General features: G+C 39.3%; 18 protein-coding genes. 13 read left to right on the forward strand and 5 right to left on the reverse strand.

What is annotated here, in order from left to right:
* Positions 1–11: 11 nt before the first annotated feature.
* A complete protein-coding gene (recG, locus tag SMI_RS03015) occupies positions 12–2027 on the forward strand; it encodes an ATP-dependent DNA helicase RecG (protein ID WP_001048739.1) in 2016 nt (671 codons plus the stop codon).
* Between the two features lie 828 nt (positions 2028–2855).
* Here the strand turns inward: recG and SMI_RS03020 are convergent.
* The 4 genes from SMI_RS03020 to SMI_RS03035 form a co-directional block, all read right to left on the reverse strand.
* A complete protein-coding gene (locus tag SMI_RS03020; protein WP_001212086.1) occupies positions 2856–3299 on the reverse strand; it encodes an IS110 family transposase in 444 nt (147 codons plus the stop codon).
* Positions 3262–4023, reverse strand: coding sequence for an IS110 family transposase (locus SMI_RS03025; RefSeq protein WP_000453500.1), 762 nt, complete (start codon positions 4021–4023; stop codon positions 3262–3264). Before SMI_RS03025 ends, SMI_RS03020 begins: the two co-directional genes overlap by 38 nt.
* A gap of 237 nt (positions 4024–4260) precedes the next feature.
* The gene (locus tag SMI_RS03030) at positions 4261–5187 is read right to left on the reverse strand and encodes an Rpn family recombination-promoting nuclease/putative transposase (protein WP_000603331.1); all 927 of its coding nucleotides are present in this window, start codon (positions 5185–5187) and stop codon (positions 4261–4263) included.
* A 141-nt stretch (positions 5188–5328) separates the two neighbouring features.
* Positions 5329–5880: a GNAT family N-acetyltransferase gene (locus SMI_RS03035; RefSeq protein WP_000836233.1), complete on the reverse strand. Its 552-nt coding sequence runs from the start codon at positions 5878–5880 to the stop codon at positions 5329–5331.
* A 281-nt stretch (positions 5881–6161) separates the two neighbouring features.
* Here SMI_RS03035 and SMI_RS03040 point away from each other — a divergent pair, with 281 nt between their 5' ends.
* The 12 genes from SMI_RS03040 to SMI_RS03095 all read left to right on the forward strand — a co-directional run bounded on the left by SMI_RS03040 (position 6162) and on the right by SMI_RS03095 (position 21796).
* A complete protein-coding gene (locus SMI_RS03040; RefSeq protein ID WP_000795143.1) occupies positions 6162–7142 on the forward strand; it encodes an acetylxylan esterase in 981 nt (326 codons plus the stop codon).
* 512 nt (positions 7143–7654) lie between these two features.
* Positions 7655–13378, forward strand: coding sequence for an SIALI-17 repeat-containing surface protein (locus SMI_RS10975; RefSeq protein ID WP_000470655.1), 5724 nt, complete (start codon positions 7655–7657; stop codon positions 13376–13378).
* Positions 13379–13666: 288 nt separating this feature from the next.
* Positions 13667–14365 carry an N-acetylmannosamine-6-phosphate 2-epimerase gene (locus SMI_RS03050; RefSeq protein ID WP_001135682.1) on the forward strand — a complete coding sequence of 233 codons (699 nt, stop codon included), beginning with the start codon at positions 13667–13669 and terminating at the stop codon, positions 14363–14365.
* A gap of 113 nt (positions 14366–14478) precedes the next feature.
* Positions 14479–15807, forward strand: coding sequence for an ABC transporter substrate-binding protein (locus SMI_RS03055; protein WP_000672105.1), 1329 nt, complete (start codon positions 14479–14481; stop codon positions 15805–15807).
* 155 nt (positions 15808–15962) lie between these two features.
* Entirely contained in the window at positions 15963–16829 is an 867-nt protein-coding gene (locus SMI_RS03060; protein WP_164925548.1) for a carbohydrate ABC transporter permease, read from the forward strand.
* Positions 16830–16844: 15 nt separating this feature from the next.
* Positions 16845–17684 carry a carbohydrate ABC transporter permease gene (locus SMI_RS03065; protein WP_001192120.1) on the forward strand — a complete coding sequence of 280 codons (840 nt, stop codon included), beginning with the start codon at positions 16845–16847 and terminating at the stop codon, positions 17682–17684.
* 125 nt (positions 17685–17809) lie between these two features.
* Positions 17810–18262: a YhcH/YjgK/YiaL family protein gene (locus SMI_RS03070; RefSeq protein ID WP_000575438.1), complete on the forward strand. Its 453-nt coding sequence runs from the start codon at positions 17810–17812 to the stop codon at positions 18260–18262.
* A gap of 19 nt (positions 18263–18281) precedes the next feature.
* Positions 18282–18926 carry a YesL family protein gene (locus SMI_RS03075; RefSeq protein ID WP_000057475.1) on the forward strand — a complete coding sequence of 215 codons (645 nt, stop codon included), beginning with the start codon at positions 18282–18284 and terminating at the stop codon, positions 18924–18926.
* A 171-nt stretch (positions 18927–19097) separates the two neighbouring features.
* Positions 19098–20015 (forward strand): dihydrodipicolinate synthase family protein, encoded by a 918-nt coding sequence (locus SMI_RS03080; protein WP_001281520.1) that lies wholly within the window; start codon positions 19098–19100, stop codon positions 20013–20015.
* Between the two features lie 17 nt (positions 20016–20032).
* Positions 20033–20929 carry an ROK family protein gene (locus SMI_RS03085; protein ID WP_000150236.1) on the forward strand — a complete coding sequence of 299 codons (897 nt, stop codon included), beginning with the start codon at positions 20033–20035 and terminating at the stop codon, positions 20927–20929.
* Between the two features lie 239 nt (positions 20930–21168).
* Positions 21169–21456, forward strand: a complete 288-nt coding sequence (locus SMI_RS03090; RefSeq protein WP_000020412.1) for a hypothetical protein — start codon at positions 21169–21171, stop codon at positions 21454–21456.
* Complete coding sequence (locus SMI_RS03095; protein ID WP_000384973.1) at positions 21446–21796, forward strand: type II toxin-antitoxin system RelE/ParE family toxin; 351 nt, start codon at positions 21446–21448, stop codon at positions 21794–21796. Before SMI_RS03090 ends, SMI_RS03095 begins: the two co-directional genes overlap by 11 nt.
* 61 nt (positions 21797–21857) lie before the next feature.
* On the opposite strand, the gene SMI_RS03100 is transcribed toward SMI_RS03095, so the two are convergent.
* Positions 21858–22709, reverse strand: coding sequence for a MurR/RpiR family transcriptional regulator (locus SMI_RS03100; protein ID WP_000360347.1), 852 nt, complete (start codon positions 22707–22709; stop codon positions 21858–21860).
* Positions 22710–22711 lie beyond the last annotated feature (2 nt).

The raw sequence follows: 22711 nt of genomic DNA on the forward strand, positions 1-22711 counted from the left end.
AGGAGTGGAGCATGAATCTACATCAACCCTTGCATGTCTTACCTGGTGTGGGACCAAAATCAGCAGAAAAATATGCTAAACTAGGAATTGAAAACTTGCAAGACCTTTTGCTCTACTTTCCTTTCCGATATGAAGATTTCAAGACCAAGCAGGTGCTGGAGTTAGAAGACGGTGAAAAGGCGGTTCTTTCTGGTCAAGTAGTGACTCCTGCTAGTGTCCAGTATTATGGTTTTAAGCGAAATCGACTGCGCTTTAGCCTCAAACAGGGAGAAGTCGTTTTTGCGGTGAATTTCTTTAATCAGCCCTATCTAGCAGATAAGATAGAGTTGGGAGCAACCCTTGCTGTTTTTGGAAAATGGGACCGCGCCAAGGCTAGTCTGACAGGGATGAAGGTCCTAGCTCAGGTGGAAGATGACCTCCAACCTGTCTATCGCTTGGCTCAGGGAATCAGTCAGGCAAGTCTGGTCAAGATCATCAAGACGGCTTTTGATCAGGGACTGGACCTCTTGATTGAGGAAAATATTCCCCAGTCTTTGCTGGACAAATACAAACTCATGTCCCGTTGTCAGGCCGTTCGTGCCATGCATTTTCCTAAGGATTTGGCAGAATACAAGCAGGCCCTTCGCCGTATCAAATTTGAGAAACTCTTTTATTTCCAAATGCAATTGCAAACGCTCAAATCTGAAAATAGAGTTCAGGGAAGCGGTCTGGTTCTGGATTGGTCTCAGGAAAAGGTGACAGCTGTCAAGGAAAGCCTTCCTTTTGCTCTGACCCCAGCTCAGGAAAAGAGTTTGCAGGAAATTTTGACCGACATGAAGTCGGACCACCACATGAATCGTCTCCTACAAGGGGATGTGGGGAGCGGGAAAACGGTAGTCGCTGGCTTGGCCATGTTTGCGGCAGTGACGGCTGGCTACCAAGCGGTCCTCATGGTACCAACAGAAATTCTCGCAGAGCAACACTTTGAGAGTCTACAGAGTCTCTTTCCAGACCTAAAACTGGCTCTCTTGACAGGTTCCTTGAAAGCTGCAGAAAAGAGAGAAGTCTTGGAGAGCATTGCCAAGGGTGAGGCTGATTTGATTATCGGAACCCACGCTTTGATAAAAGATGGGGTGGAGTATGCTCGTCTTGGTTTGATTATCATCGATGAGCAGCACCGTTTTGGTGTAGGGCAAAGGCGCGTTCTGAGAGAAAAAGGCGACAACCCAGATGTCCTCATGATGACGGCGACTCCTATTCCACGGACGCTGGCTATCACAGCATTTGGAGATATGGATGTTTCCATTATTGACCAGATGCCAGCAGGGCGGAAGCCTATTGTGACGCGCTGGATCAAACATGAGCAACTGCCTCAGGTCTTGACTTGGTTAGAGGGGGAAATTCAAAAAGGTTCTCAATCCTATGTCATCTCTCCCTTGATTGAAGAATCAGAAGCTCTGGATTTGAAAAATGCTATTGCCTTATCAGAGGAGCTGACAGCTCATTTTGCAGGCAAGGCAGAAGTGGCTCTTCTACATGGTAAGATGAAGAGTGATGAAAAAGACCAGATTATGCAGGATTTCAAAGAGAGAAAAACAGATATTCTGGTTTCAACAACGGTTATCGAGGTTGGGGTCAACGTTCCCAATGCGACTGTCATGATCATCATGGATGCCGATCGCTTCGGACTCAGCCAGCTTCACCAGCTCAGAGGTCGTGTCGGTCGGGGAGACAAGCAGTCCTACGCTGTTCTCGTTGCTAATCCCAAGACTGATTCTGGGAAAGATCGCATGCGCATCATGACAGAAACCACCAATGGATTTGTCCTTGCGGAGGAAGATTTGAAAATGCGTGGTTCTGGTGAGATTTTTGGAACCAGACAGTCAGGACTCCCAGAGTTTCAAGTGGCTGATATTATCGAAGATTTTCCAATTTTAGAAGAAGCCAGAAAAGTTGCTAGCTACATTAGTTCGATAGAAGCTTGGCAAGAGGATCCAGAGTGGCGCATGATTGCCCTTCATTTGGAAAAGAAAGAACATTTAGATTAAGCTTTCTCTAAGGAAATCTTATACTCAATGAAAATCAAAGAGCAAACTAGGAAGCTAGCCGCAAGCTGTACTTGAGTACGGTAAGGCGACGCTGACATGGTTTGAATTTGATTTTCGAAGAGTATTAAGCTAGCTTTCAGGTTTGCCCCTTATACTAGAGTCATCAAAAAGAAACGAGGACGCTCACATGACAGTAACGATTAAAGTAAATTACCAAACCACTTTCCAGAAGAAAGAAGCAACAAAATAAGATTGAACAGGAGAAAAAGGGCGGAAATGCTCTTTTTTCGTTTCTAAAAGCACAATTTATTGAATCTAAAATAGCACACTACGGATTCTAAAAAATTTCTAGAAATTATAGTAGATTGAATCTGGAATAGTCTACCGAGTTTTCTAAAATATTGTTAGAAATTAGTTTGAATTCCGCAATCAATTTGTTCAGTTTTTATTTCATTTAATTATAATTTGACTTTCCTAATTTCTTTGTTCATATCTTATTTCAATAAACTGTATCTTACTATTTCAGAGCCCACATCTAGCATAACTCAAAAAACAGACTCTTCCATCTATTACGGAAAAATCTGTCATTGATTAAATGATTTATAAAAACTCTTTCTCAAAACATCCCTTTAGTCCAACAGTTGGTCTGCCTGGCTGATGGCTCGCTCGGGGTGCTGGGTAAAGGGTTTGTTCCCGAAAAACTCCAACCACGGCTTGCGAACCTTATCTTTGCTGGTTTCTCTGTATTTTATTTGAAAAAAACAGTAAAAAAGCGCAAAAAATCACTTCCTGTGCTATACTGTAATTGAAATTTTTTTAGTTTGGGCGTTAGAACTGTTTCCTCAGTCCTATCGCCTTTTCTTTTTGATAAGTCTGTTTGGTGGAGAGTAGTTTGTAAATGATTCTGAGAATCTTATGAGCACAAGCAATAATCGCCTTCATCTTGCTTCCTCTTTGGGAAATTCGATTGTAAAAAGAAGAAAAAGCTGGATCCTTAGAATGTGCTACAATTAATCCCGACATGGTCAGAGCCTGTTTGATATAGCGATTTCCTTGCGTAATGTGTGAGGATTTTTTAATGCCAGCACTCTCATAAGACCCTGGGCATAGTCCGGCCCAGGATGCTAAGTGTGCATCGGATGGAAAGGCTGTAACAGTTGGTCCAATCTCAGCTAGAATAGTGGCAGCACAGTTTTCATTCACACCAGGAATGGTTTGAAGTATCCTATTTTCCTCAGGGAAACTCCTTTTCGATGTAGTGTTGAATCTCATCGGTCAATTTTTCAATGAGTTCCTGATACATCTGATATTCCTCTAAGCTCTGGTCTAAGAGGAAGCGATCTTCTAGTGACAACTTTCCTTCCATCGCTTCAACAAGTTCTTCTGGACTTGCTTTCACTCGCTTTTGGATACAAGGGATAACAGATTCTACATTAATGCTTTCTCCGTTAATAAATAATTTTAAAAGTGATCGCCCTGTCTTAGAAAAAATATCAGAAAGATAACTTGTTAGCTTGATATTAGCCCGTTGTAAGAGATTGTGAATTTCATTTTTGACTTGAGTTTGACGCTGCTTGTAAGAACGCATGCGACGTGTCAGTAAACGAAGCTGTACTACTTCAGGGGAAGGGATATAGGAAGGTTCAATTAGTCCGCAGCGGCCGAGTTGAGCTATCCATTCGGCATCTTTCATGTCTGTTTTTCGACCAGGCACATTCTTGATATGTTGAGGATTAGCAAGTACTAAAACGAGATCAGAATCTGAAAAGATATTAAAGAGAGGGAGCCAATATTGCCCAGTACTTTCAAAAAAAACATGTGTGACATGGTTTTCCACCAACCAATCTAAGGCATTGTGAAGAGCTACAGTAGTTGTCCCAAATTTCTTCTGAATTTTCTTTGGCTTATTAGTATCTAGTAGACCATCTAGAATACAACAAACAATGGATTTTTGGTGGACATCAATACCACAACACGTTTCAATCATGACTTCCATTATAAAAACCTCCTGTTAACTATTTGAACAATAGAACAAGAGGCTACTAGTAATTTTATTTTCATGCTCAAGGCATATTCGAGTGATCTCATGACTCTTGTTCATCCAGTTTTTTTAACAGGCTAGGAAAAGCCCTATTAAACACCACGGATTTGTATTGTTCATCTTCATTATAAGCTAAACTTCTTTTTCTGTCATGAGTTAGCAGGCTCTGCCTGCTTAGAGTTTTTTTAGTTCTTAGTTATGATGCTCTTTCAATAGTTCTTCAAACTCAGCGACCGTCATGCCTAATTGCTCGCTAGCAACTTCTGAAGTCAAGAGACCTTGACGGACTAGATTTAGTAGCATAGACAAACTTCCTTCAACTTTCCCACGCTCCAGTCCCTGTTCAAGACCACGCTCTAAGCCTTTTTCCTCAGCTTGTCCCAAGGCATAGTCTTGTGCTAACAATGCCTGTTCTTCTCGCATACGTAGTTGACTAAACATTTTCCTGTCCTCCTCGGACCAGCTCTTATAGTCTAGCAGTTGGTCTGCTTGGCTGATAGCCCGCTCGGGTTGTTGGGTAAAGGGTTTGTTCCCGAAAAACTCCAACCATGGTTTGCGAATGCTATCTTTGCTGGTTTCTCTGTATTTTTTTAATTCCAAGAACGCCATCTTGACTAGATGGTTTTCCTGACCGTTGTTTGTAATTGTCAAAACCTCACCCGTCGTATCCTCTCGCATACTAAAACTGTGAAAGGCTAAATCATCCTGAAAGTAGTTGCTGCCCACAATTGCAATGGCGTAAACAGGAGCGATATGTTTGTAACTCTGGTGTGTATCACCTTCACGTTGACGAATTTTTTCTAGGTTTTGATTGATCTGACTACATAGATAAGCCCACAAGCGATTGATGAAAAAATTCTGATGATGCACCTGAATCTCAATGATAACCTGTGTCCCATTATCTAGTTCAGCTAAAACGTCTATACTGGTATAGAAATCCTGCGCTGAGTACGGCAGGGAAGGCAAGACATGAATATTACTTCCCTCTAAAATGGTCACATTTTTGGCTGGTAAGTCCAGCATATCGCGGATAAATTGACAAGTGATTTCTGGATTGCTAAAGATTTTCTTAGCAACCAAGTCATTGGTTGGGCTGATGCCCGGATGTCTGAGAATCATCCATTCCCTCCTTCTATTATACCATATTTTAAAATCTAATTTTGCTAGATTCTATGGTTCTATCTATTTATTCGGAAAAAAGAGGATAAATGAAATAGTAAATAAAAAATAAGAACAGCGGATAAGCAATAAATTTTAAGATTATCTGTCTTCTCCGCTTATCTGATAATAAATAAGGTTCGCAATATAGCCTTTTCTCTCTACCCCATTTGCAACAGTCTTTAGATAGGACATTCCAGTCTTATCCATAACATGACCTGAAGCTGGGTTGAGACTGGTATATCGTGCTTTGACTTTTTGAAAACCTGCTTGAGTAAAACAGAAGTCTAAGATAGCTTTTAAGGCCTCTGTCATAAGGCCACGACTCCAATAGTTTTTTCCTAAAACATAGCCAATTTCACAAGAAGAATCGTTCTCATCTATTGCAACGATGCTGATATCTCCTATCACTTGCTCTGGGTTTTCTTTGAGGTAAATGGCCCATTTGTAATAGTTGGGATTGGCATAGGAAGCAACCCAATTACGAATCGAGTTTCGAATCACCTCAAGATTCGTATGGGGATCCCGAATGAAATAGGTCAAATTCTCAGCAGACGAAGCCCAATTTTGAAACATGGCTTCCGCATCACTCTCCACAAATCTTCTCAAAATCAAACGTTCTGTCTGTAACATTTGCGTATTGATAGATTTCATGATGTTGCCTCACTTTCTGATAGATGATTCTCTATTCAATCTCCATTGAAACTATAGTATATCGAGATAAGCTGTAGACAAATCAACTGGGCCATTCACATTAATTTCTAAAAATACTTTAGAAGTTAATTGGTACTATTCTAGATTCAATTTATTAGACTTTCAGTCAGTAGGTTTGAAGAAAAAATCTAAATTCACTTTCTATTTACCCTTCTTTCTTGCATTGCTTCCCTAGATATGCTACAGTTGTGATAACGATTACAAAATAAAAGGAGCATGCTATGAAAAATCCGGCTTTATTAGAAGAAATGAAGACCTATCTAGGAAGAGATGGGGTCCCAGAAGACTTTGATGCTTTCTGGGATGAGGAAGTGAAAAAAGTTTCAAATCTTCCAGCTTATCAGTTGGAGGAAAAGAATTTCCACATTCCTCAAGTCAAGTGCTATGAGTTGATATTTGAAGGAACCAATGAAGGTAAGGTCTATGCACGCGTCGTTCTTCCAAAGAGTGAGGAGAAGGTTCCGCTAATCTTCCATTTCCATGGTTATATGGGACGTGGCTGGGACTGGTCCGACATGCTGGCCTTCACCGTGGCTGGTTACGGTGTTGTTTCTATGGATGTGCGGGGGCAGTCGGGTTACTCACAAGACGGCTTGCGTTCTCCTCTAGGAAATACGGTTAAGGGGCATATCATCCGTGGTGCTGTGGAGGGTCGGGAGCACCTCTTTTATAAGGATGTTTATCTGGATATTTACCAGTTGGTTGAAATTGTTGCTAGTCTGTCTCAGGTTGATGAGAAGCGTCTTTCTAGCTATGGTGCCTCTCAAGGAGGGGCTTTAGCTTTGGTTGCGGCAGCACTCAATCCACGGATTCAGAAAACAGTTACCATCTATCCCTTCTTGTCAGACTTCAGACGAGTGCTTGAGATTGGGAATACTAGCGAGGCTTACGACGAACTCTTCCGTTATTTCAAGTTTCACGACCCCTTCCATGAAACTGAGGAAGATATCATGGCGACCCTGGCCTATATCGATGTGAAAAATCTTGCCCATCGTATCAAGGGTGAGGTTAAGATGATTACGGGCTTGGACGATGATGTTTGTTATCCTATTACCCAGTTTGCGATTTATAATCGTCTGACCTGCGACAAGGCCTATCGCATCATGCCTGAGTATTCTCACGAAGCCATGAATGTCTTTGTTAATGACCAAGTCTACAACTGGCTCTGCGGCAGTGAGATTCCTTTTAAGTACATAAAATAATGAATGAGAGAGCCCAGTAGCTCTCTTTTTGTTATTGTAATAGTTGGAAGTGACAAGTTTTCAGTTGATATCGGGTGTGTAAAATAGGATGATTGAGAGTAGATAGGTATAAGAAAGAAGAGAGGAATAAGTTTTTACTCCTTTACAAAATATTGTTTAATTTATGAATAGAATAGTTGAAAAAAGAAGCGATGATTATTTAACTTAAATGTTTTCTTAAGCAACAAGATACAATAAGATAAAACAAAGTAATATATGTAAATATGGTAAATATAACAAATATTTGTTTTTTCTAAAATTAAATAAAAAAACATGATATATTGTTGAAAGCGATTACAGATTATGTTATACTGTAGGAGCAAGTTTGAAACTTAAAGAAATAATATATATATTTAAAACAGATTATATATTATGAGTCGTGTAGTAGGAAGGAGGATGAAGTTGCAGGACTCATTAAGTTGTTTTGAATTCATATGCACAAATTAACTTTGAAAGTTAAAGTGAGGTAATATATGTTTATACGTTTAAAAGGTTTAGGAAAATTCCGTAAATCCAAAGCTTATGGTTTGGTTGGTTGCTTGACATTATTCGCAGTGCTTGGTTTAGCTGCACCAGAGTTACCAGTTATTGGCGGTGGAGTTGCTTATGCTGATGTTATTCAGGGTGGTAACGATATAAAAGATGTAGAAGTTCATAGCGATGCTGCTAATGGTGTAGCGATGACCTATACCACCTATGATAGTGGTAATAGTGGTCAACAAACAGCATCAGGTAGCGGAGTATTTGTTGCACCAAATGTGATGGTGACTGCTGCTCATAACTACTACGAGAAAAAAACTGAAGATGGCTCTGCGGTTTTACGTGGCGGTGATTCTGCTAAAAGTTATGTCGTGATGAATTCAGATACGGAGAAAATAAATAAAGTTCCTACGTCAGGTAGTACTGAAGCTGTAGCTAAAGAGTCTATTCATGCATATAATGAAAAGGATTTTGGAAAGTCTTACGGTAATGACTTGGCAGTTGTTGTAACTAATAAAACTGTTGAAGCTATGACAAATGGAGAGGATTCACCAAGAGAGCTAAGTAAGACTGAGGTAGCTACAGGTGATTCGATTCGAATGGTTGGCTATCCCAATGATTTTTCAACCTCTAATCTAAGTGAAGAAAACAGAAATCGACTAAAAGATGGAAAACCTTATGAAGTTGAAGGGAAAGTAAGTACTCTTAATAAAGAAAATGGTGCTGTTACTTACCATACGTCTGCTTTAGGTGGTTTTTCAGGTGCTCCTTTATTTAATGATAAAGGGGAAGTAGTTGGTATCCATCAACACGGAACAAATACTGCTAGTGAAGTAGAAGCTAATCGTATCGGTGGTGGTACTATCTTTACGGAAAAGCATAAAGAGTGGATTCGTTCTATGGTGGATAGATATGCAATTACGGGATGGTACCTAGATGGAACGATTCGCTACTATTATGACGAAAATCATAAAGCTCTAAAGAATGTTGAAAAAGAAATTGATGGTGCGCGCTATCGTTTCAATGATAGAGGTCAAGCAACCTTATTAAGTGGAGTTGAAAAAGGTCGAGTTCTTCTTCGTCTGGAAGATGTGAAGGGCAATCGCTTGATTGCAGACAAGGTAGTGCAAACAGGAGAAGTTGACTCACCAATCGTATTCAATTTACGACAAGATTCAGACTTTAATCGATTAGTAGGTGATTCTCCGAATGCTAAGATAGTGTCTTATAATAATCTTCCTATCAACAAGTTAGTTACGGATACTAGTTGGTCTGGTGATTATGTAAGTAAAGTGGCTCTAGGAAATACGGTTATTAAAGCTGTGTTAGACTCGGTAGCTCCAAAAACTGATTTTGCTCGTACGGAGGTTGGGAAAGTTGATTTAAGTGGAACTGCAAACTTACCAAAACCAAGTGAAATAGTAAAAAATGCACCAAATGGAGAACAAAATTTCCAAGCCACTACGCATATCTTAACACCTGATGGAACAGGTTCAGCAACCTTAATTGCTCCTAATTTGTTATTAACTGTGGCACACAACTTTTTAACAGTTAATGGCTCTAAGGTTGTTACAAAGTCAGGGAAAGAGAATACAGTTTATAAGGCTACGTTACCAAATGGAACTTCTATCAATTTTTCTGATGAAGAAATTGCTTATTGGAACAGAGCAGAGTCTGTTTTTGGCTTTAAAAATGACTTAGCTCTCGTTCGATTAAAAGAAGCAGTACAAGGAGTAACTCCTGTAGAAGTTGTGAAGCAATCTGCAAAAGTTGCAGAAGGCAATACAGTTTCGGTTTATGGTTTCCCAGATAACAAGTTAAGTCCAGTTTTAGATAGTAAAGTAGTCGGAACTACTGACTTTGGTTCTGGTATAGAGGGAATCAGCTATGGAGGTACGAAACCTGGAGCATCAGGTGGTGGACTATACAATGATAAAGGTGTTTTAATCGGCGTTCATCAAAATGGAGTGGTTGATAATCGTAGTGGTGGCTTAGTTTTATCAAAAGAACAATTAGATTGGGTTCGTTCCTATATTGAAGGTCAACCCAAAGAGCCAGTTTATGTGAAAGACAAAGAAGTAGCATCATCTAAACAGGATTTGGATAAGGAACTAGCTGAAAAGTTGGCTTCAGCAACTGACAATGGAGTTGAAATTAACAAGGAAAGCTTGAAAGAAGAGAAACCTACTAACCAAGAAGGAAATTCTGAAAATGTTCCAGCAGAGCCCAATGTAGAAAAAGGAGAAAAAACAGAGAATCTCCCAGAAGAAGTTGAAAGTGCAGATAACGTTGTACTTCCTCCACGTGATTACTTTGCTAGAGACTTGAAGAATGTTAAAACTGTATTTGAAAAAGAAGACCTTGCTACGAATGCTGGAAATGGGCAAAGAGTTGACTTAGCAGAAGCCTTAGATAAGTTGAAACATCTTCAAAATGCGACTATTCATATGGAGTTTAAACCAGATGCCAACGCTCCGCAATTCTATAATCTTTTCTCTGTATCAAGTGATAAGAATAGAGACGAATATTTCAGTATGTCTGTTAATAAAGGTACTGCAATGGTAGAAGCTCGCGGAGCTGATGGAAGTCACTTTTATGGAAGTTATTCAGATGCACCACTTAAAGTAAAACCTGGAAAATGGAATTCTGTTACTTTCACAGTGGAAAGACCGAAAGCAGACCAACCAAATGGACAAGTTCGTCTATATGTAAATGGTGTATTATCTAGAACGAATACGAAATCTGGTCGTTTTATTAAAGATATGCCAGATGTTAATAAGATTCAGATTGGTGCTACTAGAAGAGCGAACCAAACAATGTGGGGATCAAATCTTCAGGTTCGTAATCTGACCATATATGATCGTGCCTTAACGTCTGAAGAAGTAGGAAAACGCAGTCAATTATTTAAAGTAGCAGATTTAGAAGTGAAATTGCCAGAAAGTGCAAAAATCACAGAGAAGAAGGAAGTTTTTGTAAGTGGTGTAAATGGTGGATTGAATAAGGATGGAATTAATACTTACCGAATTCCAGCACTGCTAAAAACAGATAAAGGCACATTAATTGCCGGAGCGGATGAAAGACGTTTACAATTCGCAGATTGGGGAGATATTGGTATGGTAGTTCGTCGAAGTCAGGACGGAGGAGAGACGTGGGGAGATAGAATAACAATTTCTAATCTTCGTGATAATCCAGATGCCAAAGACAAAACTGCTCCGTCGCCATTAAATATTGATATGGTATTAGTTCAAGATCCAGAAACTAAGAGAATCTTTTCGGTTTATGATATGTTCCCAGAAGGAAAAGCAGTATTCGGTATGCCTGCTAAACCTGAAAAAGCATACGAGCGTATAGGGGATAAAACTTATCAAATTTTATATAAAACAGGCGAAAAAGGATATTATACCATTCGTGAAAATGGTGAAGTTTATAATTCTAAAAATCAAAAAACAGATTACCATGTTGTAGTAAATCCCAAAAAACTAGGATATAGCGACAAAGGTGATTTGTATAAAGGGAAGGATTTAATTGGTAATGTTTACTTTGCACAAAGTACTAAAAATCCTTTTAAAGTTGCAAATACTAGCTATTTATGGATGTCTTATAGTGATGATGATGGTAAAACTTGGTCTGCACCGAAAGATATCACACCAGGTATTCGTCAAGATTGGATGAAATTCCTTGGAACAGGTCCTGGAACGGGTATTGTATTACGCACAGGTGAGCACAAGGGGCGGATATTAGTACCTGCTTATACAACAAATAGTGTTTCACATTTAGGTGGTTCTCAATCTTCTCGTTTGATTTACTCAGATGATCATGGAGTAACCTGGCATGCTGGAGAAGCACCAAATGATAATCGACCTGTAGGAAACAAGACTATTCATTCATCTAACATGAATAATGGTGGTGCGCAAAATACAGAATCAACCGTACTTCAATTAAATAATGGAGATGTCAAACTCTTCATGCGTGGATTAACTGGAGATCTTCAGGTTGCTACTAGTAAAGACGGTGGGATCACTTGGGAGAAAACAATCAAACGTTATCCAGAAGTAAAAGATGCCTACGTACAAATGTCAGCTATTCATACGATGCATGATGGGAAAGAGTACATTCTTCTTAGCAATGCTGCTGGACCAGGCCGCGAACGAAAAGATGGTTTAGTCCATTTGGCACGTGTTGAGAAGAACGGCGAGTTGACTTGGATAAAACATCATTTAATTCAAGGTGGAGAATTTGCATATAATTCATTACAAGACTTGGGTAACGGAGAATACGGAATTTTATATGAACATAGCGAAAATGGTCAAAATCGCTATACCCTTTCTTATAAGAAATTTAATTGGGACTTCTTGACTAAAGATAGAATTTCTCCTAAAGAGGTAAAAGTTAAACAAGTTTCTGATATGGGTGAAGGTATAATGAGTTTAGAGTTTGATTCAGAAGTATTAGTTAATCAAGCACCTACTTTAAGTTTAGCTAATGGAAAAACAATTGAATTTATGACTCAATTAGACAATAAAACTCTTTTATTTGCAGTAAATAAAAAAGATATTGGTCAAGAAATAACTGGTATAGTTGGTGGTAGTATAGAAAGTATGCACGATTTACCAGTAAACTTAAGAAACTCAGGAATTCCTGGTGGGATAAACTCAGCAGAAGTAGCAGTAAATGAATTAGATGATTATACTGGAGCTATAGGAACAGCAGGAGAAGAAATAGCTACCACAGAATCTCTTTTAGACTATTCAGGAGGAGTAAGTTCAGAACCAGTCGTAACCCCAGAGGTAGACGAATACAGCGGCGGAGTGAACGCAGTAGAAGCAGCGGCAAGTGAATTAGACGATTATACTGGAGCTATAGGAACAGCAGGAGAAGAAATAGCTACCGCAGAATCTCTTTTAGATTATTCAGGAGGAGTAAGTTCAGAACCAGTCGTAACCCCAGAGGTAGACGAATACAGTGGAGGAGTAAACGCAGTAGAAGCAGCGGTGAATGAATTAGAAGATTATACAGGACTATTCGCAACACCAGAAGAAACTTCAACAGTGAAATCTACTGAGAAACAAGTAAGTAATAAGGAAAGTAAGAAAGAAGAAAAAACTAATCAAGTTATCCCAAGTCTTGACAGCTCGCAACGTCTTTTCAAAAATGAAACAGGCAGTGTTCACATTCAAGCTTCAGAAGAAGTTTTGAGAAATGTTAAAGCTGTTCAAATAGAAGAAGTGAAAGTTAGTAGCTTAAGCTCATTAAACTATAAAGCATTTGATATCAAGTTGAAGAATGCAGATGGTCAATCGGTTCAACCTAAAGGAAAAGTTCTTATTACTTTTACTACGGATCAGTCTGTTGAAAATGTTTATTATGTAGATCCAGAAGGAAATCTACATCCTCTTGAATTCACACAAAAAGATGGAAAGGTTATTTTTGGAACCAATCACTTTAGTATTTATGCTATGACTTTCCGACTCTCTGTTAATAATCTAGCACTTGATAATGCTACAAAAGATAAAAAAGAAGAGGAGATTGCACCATTACCTAAATTGTTATCTACAAATCAACACTCAGAATCAAACCAATCAGAGAATAGAGTAAGTAACAATGAACAAACTATGTTACCAAATACAGGTGAGTCTGCTTCATTACTAACAATCTTATTTGGTTTTGTAGGAGTGTTTCTTGGAGCAATGATTTCTTATAAGCGAAAAGACAGTTAATTTGTCTTCAGTTGTTCTTTGAACTTTTATGTTCATATAAAATAAACCAGTCTAGAGTCCTGAAAAATGTGGGAATTCTAGACTGGTTTTATTGATATAGAAGTTTATAATAAGATTCGTAATTGTGAGTAATAGATACGGATATTTATATTATCTGAAACTACTTTCAGAAACAGCTGTTCTATAAAATACTTTTGAAACTGGAATCTATCCTACTACAAAGTATTGAAAGCGCTTCATAAATGATATATAATAAGCTCATAAGAACAAAGAAAAGGAGGAAAAAGGATGCCACAGATTACTAAAGAAGCCTTGATTAATCAAATTAAAGATGGAATCATTGTTTCTTGTCAGGCCCTTCCTCACGAACCGCTTTATACAGAAGCGGGAGGAGTCATCCCCTTGCTGGTCAAAGCGGCTGAGCAAGGTGGAGCAGTCGGTATCCGAGCAAACAGTGTTCGCGATATCAAGGAAATCAAGGAGGTCACCAAACTTCCAATCATTGGGATAATTAAACGAGATTATCCACCGCAAGAACCCTTCATCACGGCTACGATGAAAGAAGTTGATGAATTAGCAGAACTCGACATAGAAGTGATTGCTCTGGATTGTACCAAGCGTGAACGCTACGATGGTTTAGAGATTCAAGAGTTCATTCGTCAGGTCAAGGAAAAATATCCTAACCAGCTCTTGATGGCTGACACAAGTACCTTCGAAGAAGGGCTAGCAGCTGTAGAAGCAGGAATTGACTTTGTCGGAACAACCTTATCAGGCTACACATCTTATAGTCCAAAAGTAGACGGTCCAGATTTTGAACTCATCAAAAAGCTCTGTGATGCGGGTGTAGATGTCATCGCCGAAGGGAAAATTCATACACCAGAACAAGCCAAACAAATTCTAGGATATGGAGTGCGAGGTATTGTTGTTGGTGGTGCTATTACTAGACCAAAAGAGATTACGGAACGCTTCGTTGCGGGTCTTAAATAACACAATCTTAAAACAGAGGAGAGTGGTGGATGCGTAGGATGGAATGAAAACGTATACAAATGCAAAGAACTCACTATCCAATATGGATACGCTTATCAATTAGGAGAATACAAATGAAATTTAGAAAACTAGCTTGTACAGTACTTGCGGGTGCTGCGATTCTTGGTCTTGCTGCATGTGGTAATTCTGGTGGAAGTAAAGACGCTGGAAAATCTGGTAGCGATAGTGGAAAAACAGAAATCACTTGGTGGGCATTCCCAGTCTTCACCCAAGAAAAAACTGGTGACGGTGTTGGAACATATGAAAAATCTATCATCGAAGCCTTTGAAAAAGCAAACCCAGATGTAAAAGTGAAATTGGAAACCATCGACTTCAAGTCAGGTCCTGAAAAAATCACTACAGCTATCGAAGCAGGTACAGCTCCAGACGTACTTTTTGACGCACCAGGACGTATCATCCAATATGGTAAAAACGGTAAATTGGCTGACTTGAACGACCTCTTCACAGATGACTTTGTTAAAGATGTCAACAATGAAAATATTGTAAAAGCAAGTAAAGCTGGAGACAAGGCTTACATGTATCCAATTAGTTCTGCCCCATTCTACATGGCAATGAACAAGAAAATGCTAGAAGATGCTGGAGTAGCAAACCTTGTAAAAGAAGGTTGGACAACTGATGATTTTGAAAAAGTATTGAAAGCACTCAAAGATAAAGGCTATACACCAGGTTCATTGTTCAGTTCAGGTCAAGGGGGAGACCAAGGAACACGTGCCTTTGTAGCAAACCTTTACGGAGCTTCTGTAACAGATAAAGATGTTACTAAGTATACAACTGATGATCCTAAATTTGTTAAAGGTCTTGAAAAAGCAGCTAGCTGGATTAAAGATGGTTTGTTGAACAATGGTTCACAATTTGATGGTGGAGCAGACATCCAAAACTTTGCTAACGGTCAAACATCTTACACAATCCTTTGGGCACCAGCTCAAAATGGTATCCAAGGTAAACTCTTGGAAGCAAGTAAAGTAGAAGTAGTAGAAGTACCATTCCCATCTGATTCTGGTAAACCAGCTCTTGAATACCTTGTAAATGGATTTGCAGTATTCAACAACAAGGACGACAAGAAAGTTGCTGCTTCTAAGAAATTTGTTCAATTCATCGCTGATGATAAAGAATGGGGTCCAAAAGATGTTGTTCGTACAGGAGCATTCCCAGTTCGTACATCATTTGGTAAACTCTATGATGACAAACGTATGGAAACAATCGGTGCTTGGACTAAGTACTACTCACCATACTACAATACAATTGATGGTTTTGCAGAAATGAGAACTCTATGGTTCCCAATGTTGCAATCAGTGTCAAATGGCGATCAAAAACCAGCTGATGCATTGAAAGCATTTACTGAAAAAGCAAACGAAACTATCAAAAAAGCTACTAAACAATAAACCCTAAACAGATTTTGTAGCCCCTTTTCCCTTTGCACACTTGTGTAAGAAAAGGGGGCTTTTATTTAAAAGGTAAATCATCATTCTCTTAGGAGATTATCAATAAAAAAGAAAAGGAAAGAGAGGTGCCTACAGTGAAAGTTAATAAAATTCGTATGAGAGAAACTATTATTTCTTATGCTTTCCTAGCGCCAGTTTTATTCTTCTTCATTGTCTTCGTTTTAGTACCAATGATTATGGGATTCGTCACAAGTTTCTTTAACTACTCTATGACTAGTTTTGAATTTGTGGGCTTAGATAACTATATCCGTATGTTTAAAGATCCTGTCTTTACAAAATCTCTGATTAACACAGTTATTTTGGTTGTTGGATCTGTACCGATTGTTGTTCTCTTTTCGCTCTTTGTGGCGTCGCAAACCTACCATCAAAATGCTATTGCCAGATCTTTCTACCGTTTTGTCTTTTTCCTTCCTGTCGTAACAGGTAGTGTTGCCGTAACGGTTGTATGGAAATGGATTTATGACCCACTATCAGGTATCTTGAACTTTGTTCTTAAATCAAGTCATATTATTACTCAAAATATTTCATGGCTGGGAGACAAACACTGGGCATTGCTGGCAATTATGATTATCCTCTTGACAACTTCAGTTGGTCAACCAATTATCCTCTACATCGCTGCCATGGGAAATATTGACAATTCACTGGTTGAAGCGGCTCGTGTAGACGGTGCAACTGAATTTCAAGTTTTCTGGAAGATTAAATGGCCAAGCCTTCTTCCAACAACTCTTTATATCGCAATCATCACAACAATCAACTCATTCCAAGTTTTCGCCTTGATTCAGCTTTTGACTTCAGGTGGTCCAAACTACTCAACAAGTACACTTATGTATTACCTGTACGAAAAAGCCTTCCAATTGACAGAATATGGTTATGCCAACACAATTGGTGTCTTCTTGGCAGTTATGATTGCTATCGTAAGCTTTGTTCAATTTAAAGCACTCGGAAACGACGTAGAATATTAAAGAAAGGAGACAGCTATGCAATCTACACAAAAGAAACCATTAACAGCCTTTACTGTTATTTCAACAATCATTTTGCTCTTGTTGACCGTGCTGTTCATCTTTCCATTCTACTGGATTTTGACAGGGGCATTCAAATCACAACCTGATACAATCGTTATTCCTCCGCAGTGGTTCCCTAAAATGCCAACCATGGAAAACTTCCAACAACTCATGGTGCAGAACCCTGCCTTGCAGTGGATGTGGAACTCTGTGTTTATCTCGCTGGTAACCATGTTCTTAGTCTGTGCAACCTCATCTCTAGCAGGTTATGTATTGGCTAAAAAACGTTTCTATGGTCAACGTATCCTCTTCGCAATCTTTATCGCTGCCATGGCACTTCCAAAACAAGTTGTCCTTGTGCCATTGGTACGTATCGTCAACTTCATGGGGATTCATGACACTCTTTGGGCAGTTATCTTGCCTTTGATTGGATGGCCATTTGGTGTCTTCCTTATGAAACAATTCAGCGAAAACATCCCAACAGAGTTGCTTGAATCAGCTAAAATCGACGGTTGTGGTGAGATTCGTACTTTCTGGAGCGTAGCCTTCCCAATTGTGAAACCAGGATTTGCGGCTCTTGCAATCTTCACCTTTATCAATACTTGGAACGACTACTTCATGCAATTGGTAATGTTGACTTCACGTCAAAACTTGACCATCTCACTTGGGGTTGCGACCATGCAGGCTGAAATGGCAACCAACTATGGTTTGATCATGGCAGGAGCTGCCCTTGCTGCTGTGCCAATCGTAACAGTCTTCCTAGTCTTCCAAAAATCCTTCACACAGGGTATTACTATGGGAGCTGTTAAAGGATAAGAAACGATTTCTTTTACAGTATCAATTGGCTATTGCTAGCACTATCTAAAAGCCTCCGACAGTAAATGATACTGTTGGAGGTGTTAGTTTTAATCGCTTAATGACGATTTTTAAAGGAGAAAATAATGATTTTTGACGATTTGAAAAATATTAGCTTCTATAAAGGGATTCATCCCAATCTTGACAAGGCAATTGATTATCTTTATGAACATCGTAAAGATTCATTCGAGTTAGGAAAATATGAGATTGATGGTGACAAGGTTTTTCTGGTTGTTCAAGAAAATGCCCTAAATAAAGCTGAAAATGACCAGTTTGAACATCACAAGAACTATGCAGACTTGCATTTGTTGGTAGAAGGGCATGAATATTCGAGCTACGGTTCACGTATCAAAGATGAAGCAGTAGCATTTGACGAAGCAAGTGATATTGGTTTTGTCCATTGTCATGAACACTACCCACTCTTGTTGGGTTATCACAATTTTGCGATTTTCTTCCCAGGAGAACCACATCAGCCAAATGGTTATGCAGGTATGGAAAAAAAGGTTCGCAAATATCTCTTTAAAATTTTGATTGATTAAAAAATCAGGAGGAGCAAACATGGCACAAAAAGGAGTAAGCCTTATCAAGGCAGCATTTGATACAGATAACTTTCTCATGCGTTTTAGTGAGAAGGTCTTGGATATCGTGACAGCCAATCTTCTTTTTGTCGTCTCTTGTTTGCCCATCGTGACGATTGGAGTGGCTAAAATTAGTCTCTACGAGACTATGTTTGAGATTAAGAAGAGCAGACGTGTGCCTGTCTTTAAAATCTATCTAAGAGCTTTCAAGCAAAATCTGAAGCTAGGTCTTCAGTTAGGTCTGCTTGAGTTGGGTATCATCTTATTAAGCCTTCTAGACCTCTATCTCTTCTGGGGGCAGACAGCTATGCCTTTCCAAATGGTAAAAGCTATTTGTCTAGGCGTTCTTATCTTCCTCACTATCGTGATGTTGGCTAGCTATCCTATAGCTGCGCGATATGATTTGACTTGGAAAGAAGTGCTACAAAAAGGACTTATCTTGGCAAGTTTTAACTTTCCTTGGTTCTTCCTCATGTTAGTTATTCTCTTTCTCATTGTGATGGTTCTTTATCTGTCCGCCTTCAGTTTACTTTTAGGTGGCTCAGCCTTCCTGCTTTTTGGGTTTGGGCTCTTGGTATTTCTACAGACTGGATTGATGGAGAAAATTTTCGCAAAATACCAATAGGATGGCTTGTTTCTGAAACTACTTTCAAGCCATAAACATTTCAAAATTCATATCGAAACTAAAATCTAAGTATACACAAGATGTTGAAAGCGTTTTTTACAAGGTGTATACTAAACACGTAAAGAATAAATCCTGCTTTTAGCAGAAAATAAAAATAATAGGAGAAAATCTATGTCAGATTTGAAAAAATACGAAGGTGTCATTCCAGCCTTCTACGCATGTTATGATGAACAAGGAGAAGTAAGTCCAGAACGTACGCGTGCCTTAGTTCAATACTTCATTGATAAAGGTGTTCAAGGTCTTTATGTCAATGGTTCTTCTGGTGAATGTATCTACCAAAGCGTAGCAGATCGCAAGTTGATTTTGGAAGAAGTCATGGCAGTTGCTAAAGGTAAATTGACCATCATTGCTCATGTTGCCTGCAACAATACTAAAGACAGTATGGAACTAGCTCGCCATGCAGAAAGCTTGGGAGTAGATGCCATTGCAACAATTCCACCAATTTACTTCCGCTTGCCAGAATACTCAGTCGCTAAATACTGGAACGATATTAGTTCTGCAGCTCCAAACACAGACTATGTTATCTACAACATTCCTCAATTGGCAGGGGTTGCTTTGACGCCAAGTCTCTACACTGAAATGTTGAAGAATCCTCGTGTTATCGGTGTGAAGAACTCTTCTATGCCAGTTCAAGATATCCAAACCTTTGTCAGCCTTGGTGGGGAAGACCATATCGTCTTTAACGGTCCAGATGAACAGTTCCTAGGTGGTCGCCTCATGGGTGCCAAAGCTGGTATCGGTGGTACTTATGGTGCTATGCCAGAACTCTTCTTGAAACTCAATCAATTGATTGCTGACAAAGACTTGGAAACAGCGCGTGAATTGCAGTATGCTATCAACGCTATCATTGGTAAACTCACTTCTGCACATGGAAATATGTACGGTGTGATTAAGGAAGTCTTGAAGATCAATGAAGGCTTGAATATTGGTTCTGTTCGTTCACCTTTGACACCAGTAACTGAAGAAGATCGTCCAGTTGTGGAAGCAGCTGCAGCCTTGATTCGTGAAACTAAGGAGCGCTTCCTCTAATCTATAAGGAGGTATTTATGACACACTACGTTGCAATTGATATCGGTGGAACCAATATCAAATATGGTTTGATCGACCAAGAAGGCCAACTTCTTGAATCGCATGAGATACCGACAGAGGCACATAAGGGTGGCCCCCATATTTTAGAGAAAACCAAACAGATTGTAGCTAGTTATCTTGAAAAAGATTCTGTAGCAGGTGTTGCCATTTCTTCAGCAGGTATGGTGGATCCTGACAAGGGTGAGATTTTCTATGCTGGCCCACAGATTCCAAACTATGCAGGTACCCAGTTCAAGAAGGAAATCGAGACTAGCTTTGACATTCCTTGTGAAATTGAAAATGATGTCAACTGTGCAGGCCTTGCAGAAGCAGTTTCGGGATCTGGTAAGGGAGCAAGTGTGACCCTTTGCTTGACCATTGGAACAGGTATCGGTGGTTGTTTGATTATGGATGGGAAAGTCTTCCATGGATTTAGCAATTCAGCCTGTGAAGTGGGTTATATGCATATGCAGGATGGAGCGTTCCAAGATTTGGCTTCTACAACAGCTTTAGTGAAATATGTAGCTGAAGCACATGGAGAAGATGTTGACCAGTGGAATGGCCGACGCATCTTTAAGGAAGCTACTGAAGGAAACAAAATCTGTATGGCTGGTATTGACCGTATGGTAGACTATCTAGGAAAAGGTTTAGCTAATATTTGCTATGTGGCTAATCCAGAAGTAGTCATTCTCGGTGGTGGTATCATGGGACAAGAGGCTATCCTCAAACCCAAGATCCGTACAGCCTTGAAAGATGCCTTGGTGCCAAGCCTAGCTGAAAAAACACGATTAGAATTCGCCCATCACCAAAATACAGCAGGCATGTTGGGTGCCTATTATCATTTTATACTCAATGAAAATCAAAGAGCAAACTAGGAAGTTAGCCGTAGGTTGCTCAAAACATTGTTTTGAGGTTGTAGATAAGACTGACGAAGTCAGTAATCATATATCTACGGCAAGGCGAAGCTGACGTGGTTTGAATTTGATTTTCGAAGAGTATCAATACAAAACAATCCTAGTTTGGCAATGCCAAACTAGGATTTTCTAATCAAGTTCCCTTGACTTTCTTTATAATTGTGAGATAATAAATAAAATATATAAAGGAGTTATATAAAATGTCTATAGCAAATCTAAATAAAATTGTGACCTTCCAAGCTAATAGAGAATTGGTAAATGATGCCATGGAAGTGTTAAAAGAACAAAATCTCTCTCTTTCATCGGCACTCAGATTATTTTTAAAGAATGTTGCCGTAACAAATGAAGTAGATTTACTGAGTGAAGAGGAATTAGAGAAAGAGTACTTGTTTAGACAATTACAAGCAGAAGTTCAAGAAAGTTATGCCAAGATTGAGGCTGGAAATTACTTGACAGATGAGGATGTCGTGACACGCTATGGATTATAAAAGATATAGGATTTTGTATTCTCCTAGAGTGATTGATAGTCTGGATAAAAGATATCAGTATATAGCGGAGGAAATCGGTTCTGTAGAGGCTGCGAGACGAAAAGTAGCCAATATTAGAAAAGATATTAATCGGCTAAAAATTTTCCCCCAAGCTGGATTTGATGCCGATGAAAAATTTGGTAAGAAATTAGATCCTCACTACCAAACGCGAGGATTGACCTTGAGTAAGGATTACATCGTATTATATACAATTGTTGAGGATACCGTCAGACTTGCTTATTTACTCCCTTCAAAAAGTGATTACATGAAATTATTTAAGACTAAGTCAAGATACGACTGATTCATAATCTTGAAGAGGTATATTTAGTGATGAATAAAAATCCTAGTTTGGCTGAGCCAAACTAGGATTTTCTGACACGTTTTTGTCTACGATAGCCATTGAGTTTTTTATTTTCCCAGTAGCTATTAAAGATTTTCTCCTTGCTTTCACGATTGATTTCCAAAAAGTAGGCATAAATCAAATCGATAAAGAAGAGCATAGGAAGTTGAGCGGATATACGTTGGATGTAGGAAGGTTGGTTGTGGCTAGCAACGAGAACGGTCTCTGTATAGGTCTGGCTATCTTTATTGGGAACACTTGAAAAGAGTACAGTCTTTGCCCCCATCTCCTTGGCGTCTAATAAACTGTCTAAAATAGAGGGAGTTGCGCCAGAAAGTGAGAAACCAAGTACGAGACAATTTTCATCCATAATGCTGGTTGTCCAAGCAAAGCCGTCTTGATCGGTTAAAGCTTCGCAGACCACGCCCAGACGCATGAAGCGTAATTTCATTTCACGAGCGACAAGGCCAGAACTCCCTGTTCCGAAGAAGTAGACACGCTCAGCATCTTCGATTAATTGGGCAATTCGTTCTAGTTGGACTTCGTCAATCAAGTCTTGTGTTTGTTCCCTCATATTGCTATAGCTTCTGAGGACTCGTTTGGTCAGTGGACTGTGCTTGAAGACTTGGTTGGCTTGATTTTCTGCCTCATGTTGGTATTGGAAAATAAATTCTCGGTAGCCAGTAAAGCCACACTTTTTAGCAAAGCGAGTTAGTGCAGCCTGAGAGATATGTAATTTTTGAGTGACCTGTTGGGAGGAAAGGTCATCTTGAATGGTTTCTGCTTGTAAAAAATAGCGAGCGATTTCTTGCTCTAGGTCTGTCATTTCTTCAAAATGTGAATCAATGACAGTTGCGATATCTGGTTTGTCCATAG

Source organism: Streptococcus mitis B6, from assembly GCF_000027165.1.
GTDB classification, from domain to species: Bacteria; Bacillota; Bacilli; order Lactobacillales; family Streptococcaceae; genus Streptococcus; species Streptococcus mitis_AR.

Coding starts and splice junctions, on each gene's coding strand:
- recG (WP_001048739.1), top strand. CDS start 12: ATGAATCTACATCAACCCTTGCATGTCTTACCTGGTGTGGGACCAAAA.
- SMI_RS03020 (WP_001212086.1), bottom strand. CDS start 3,299: ATGAGATTCAACACTACATCGAAAAGGAGTTTCCCTGAGGAAAATAGG.
- SMI_RS03025 (WP_000453500.1), bottom strand. CDS start 4,023: ATGGAAGTCATGATTGAAACGTGTTGTGGTATTGATGTCCACCAAAAA.
- SMI_RS03030 (WP_000603331.1), bottom strand. CDS start 5,187: ATGATTCTCAGACATCCGGGCATCAGCCCAACCAATGACTTGGTTGCT.
- SMI_RS03035 (WP_000836233.1), bottom strand. CDS start 5,880: ATGAAATCTATCAATACGCAAATGTTACAGACAGAACGTTTGATTTTG.
- SMI_RS03040 (WP_000795143.1), top strand. CDS start 6,162: ATGAAAAATCCGGCTTTATTAGAAGAAATGAAGACCTATCTAGGAAGA.
- SMI_RS10975 (WP_000470655.1), top strand. CDS start 7,655: ATGTTTATACGTTTAAAAGGTTTAGGAAAATTCCGTAAATCCAAAGCT.
- SMI_RS03050 (WP_001135682.1), top strand. CDS start 13,667: ATGCCACAGATTACTAAAGAAGCCTTGATTAATCAAATTAAAGATGGA.
- SMI_RS03055 (WP_000672105.1), top strand. CDS start 14,479: ATGAAATTTAGAAAACTAGCTTGTACAGTACTTGCGGGTGCTGCGATT.
- SMI_RS03060 (WP_164925548.1), top strand. CDS start 15,963: ATGAGAGAAACTATTATTTCTTATGCTTTCCTAGCGCCAGTTTTATTC.
- SMI_RS03065 (WP_001192120.1), top strand. CDS start 16,845: ATGCAATCTACACAAAAGAAACCATTAACAGCCTTTACTGTTATTTCA.
- SMI_RS03070 (WP_000575438.1), top strand. CDS start 17,810: ATGATTTTTGACGATTTGAAAAATATTAGCTTCTATAAAGGGATTCAT.
- SMI_RS03075 (WP_000057475.1), top strand. CDS start 18,282: ATGGCACAAAAAGGAGTAAGCCTTATCAAGGCAGCATTTGATACAGAT.
- SMI_RS03080 (WP_001281520.1), top strand. CDS start 19,098: ATGTCAGATTTGAAAAAATACGAAGGTGTCATTCCAGCCTTCTACGCA.
- SMI_RS03085 (WP_000150236.1), top strand. CDS start 20,033: ATGACACACTACGTTGCAATTGATATCGGTGGAACCAATATCAAATAT.
- SMI_RS03090 (WP_000020412.1), top strand. CDS start 21,169: ATGTCTATAGCAAATCTAAATAAAATTGTGACCTTCCAAGCTAATAGA.
- SMI_RS03095 (WP_000384973.1), top strand. CDS start 21,446: ATGGATTATAAAAGATATAGGATTTTGTATTCTCCTAGAGTGATTGAT.
- SMI_RS03100 (WP_000360347.1), bottom strand. CDS start 22,709: ATGGACAAACCAGATATCGCAACTGTCATTGATTCACATTTTGAAGAA.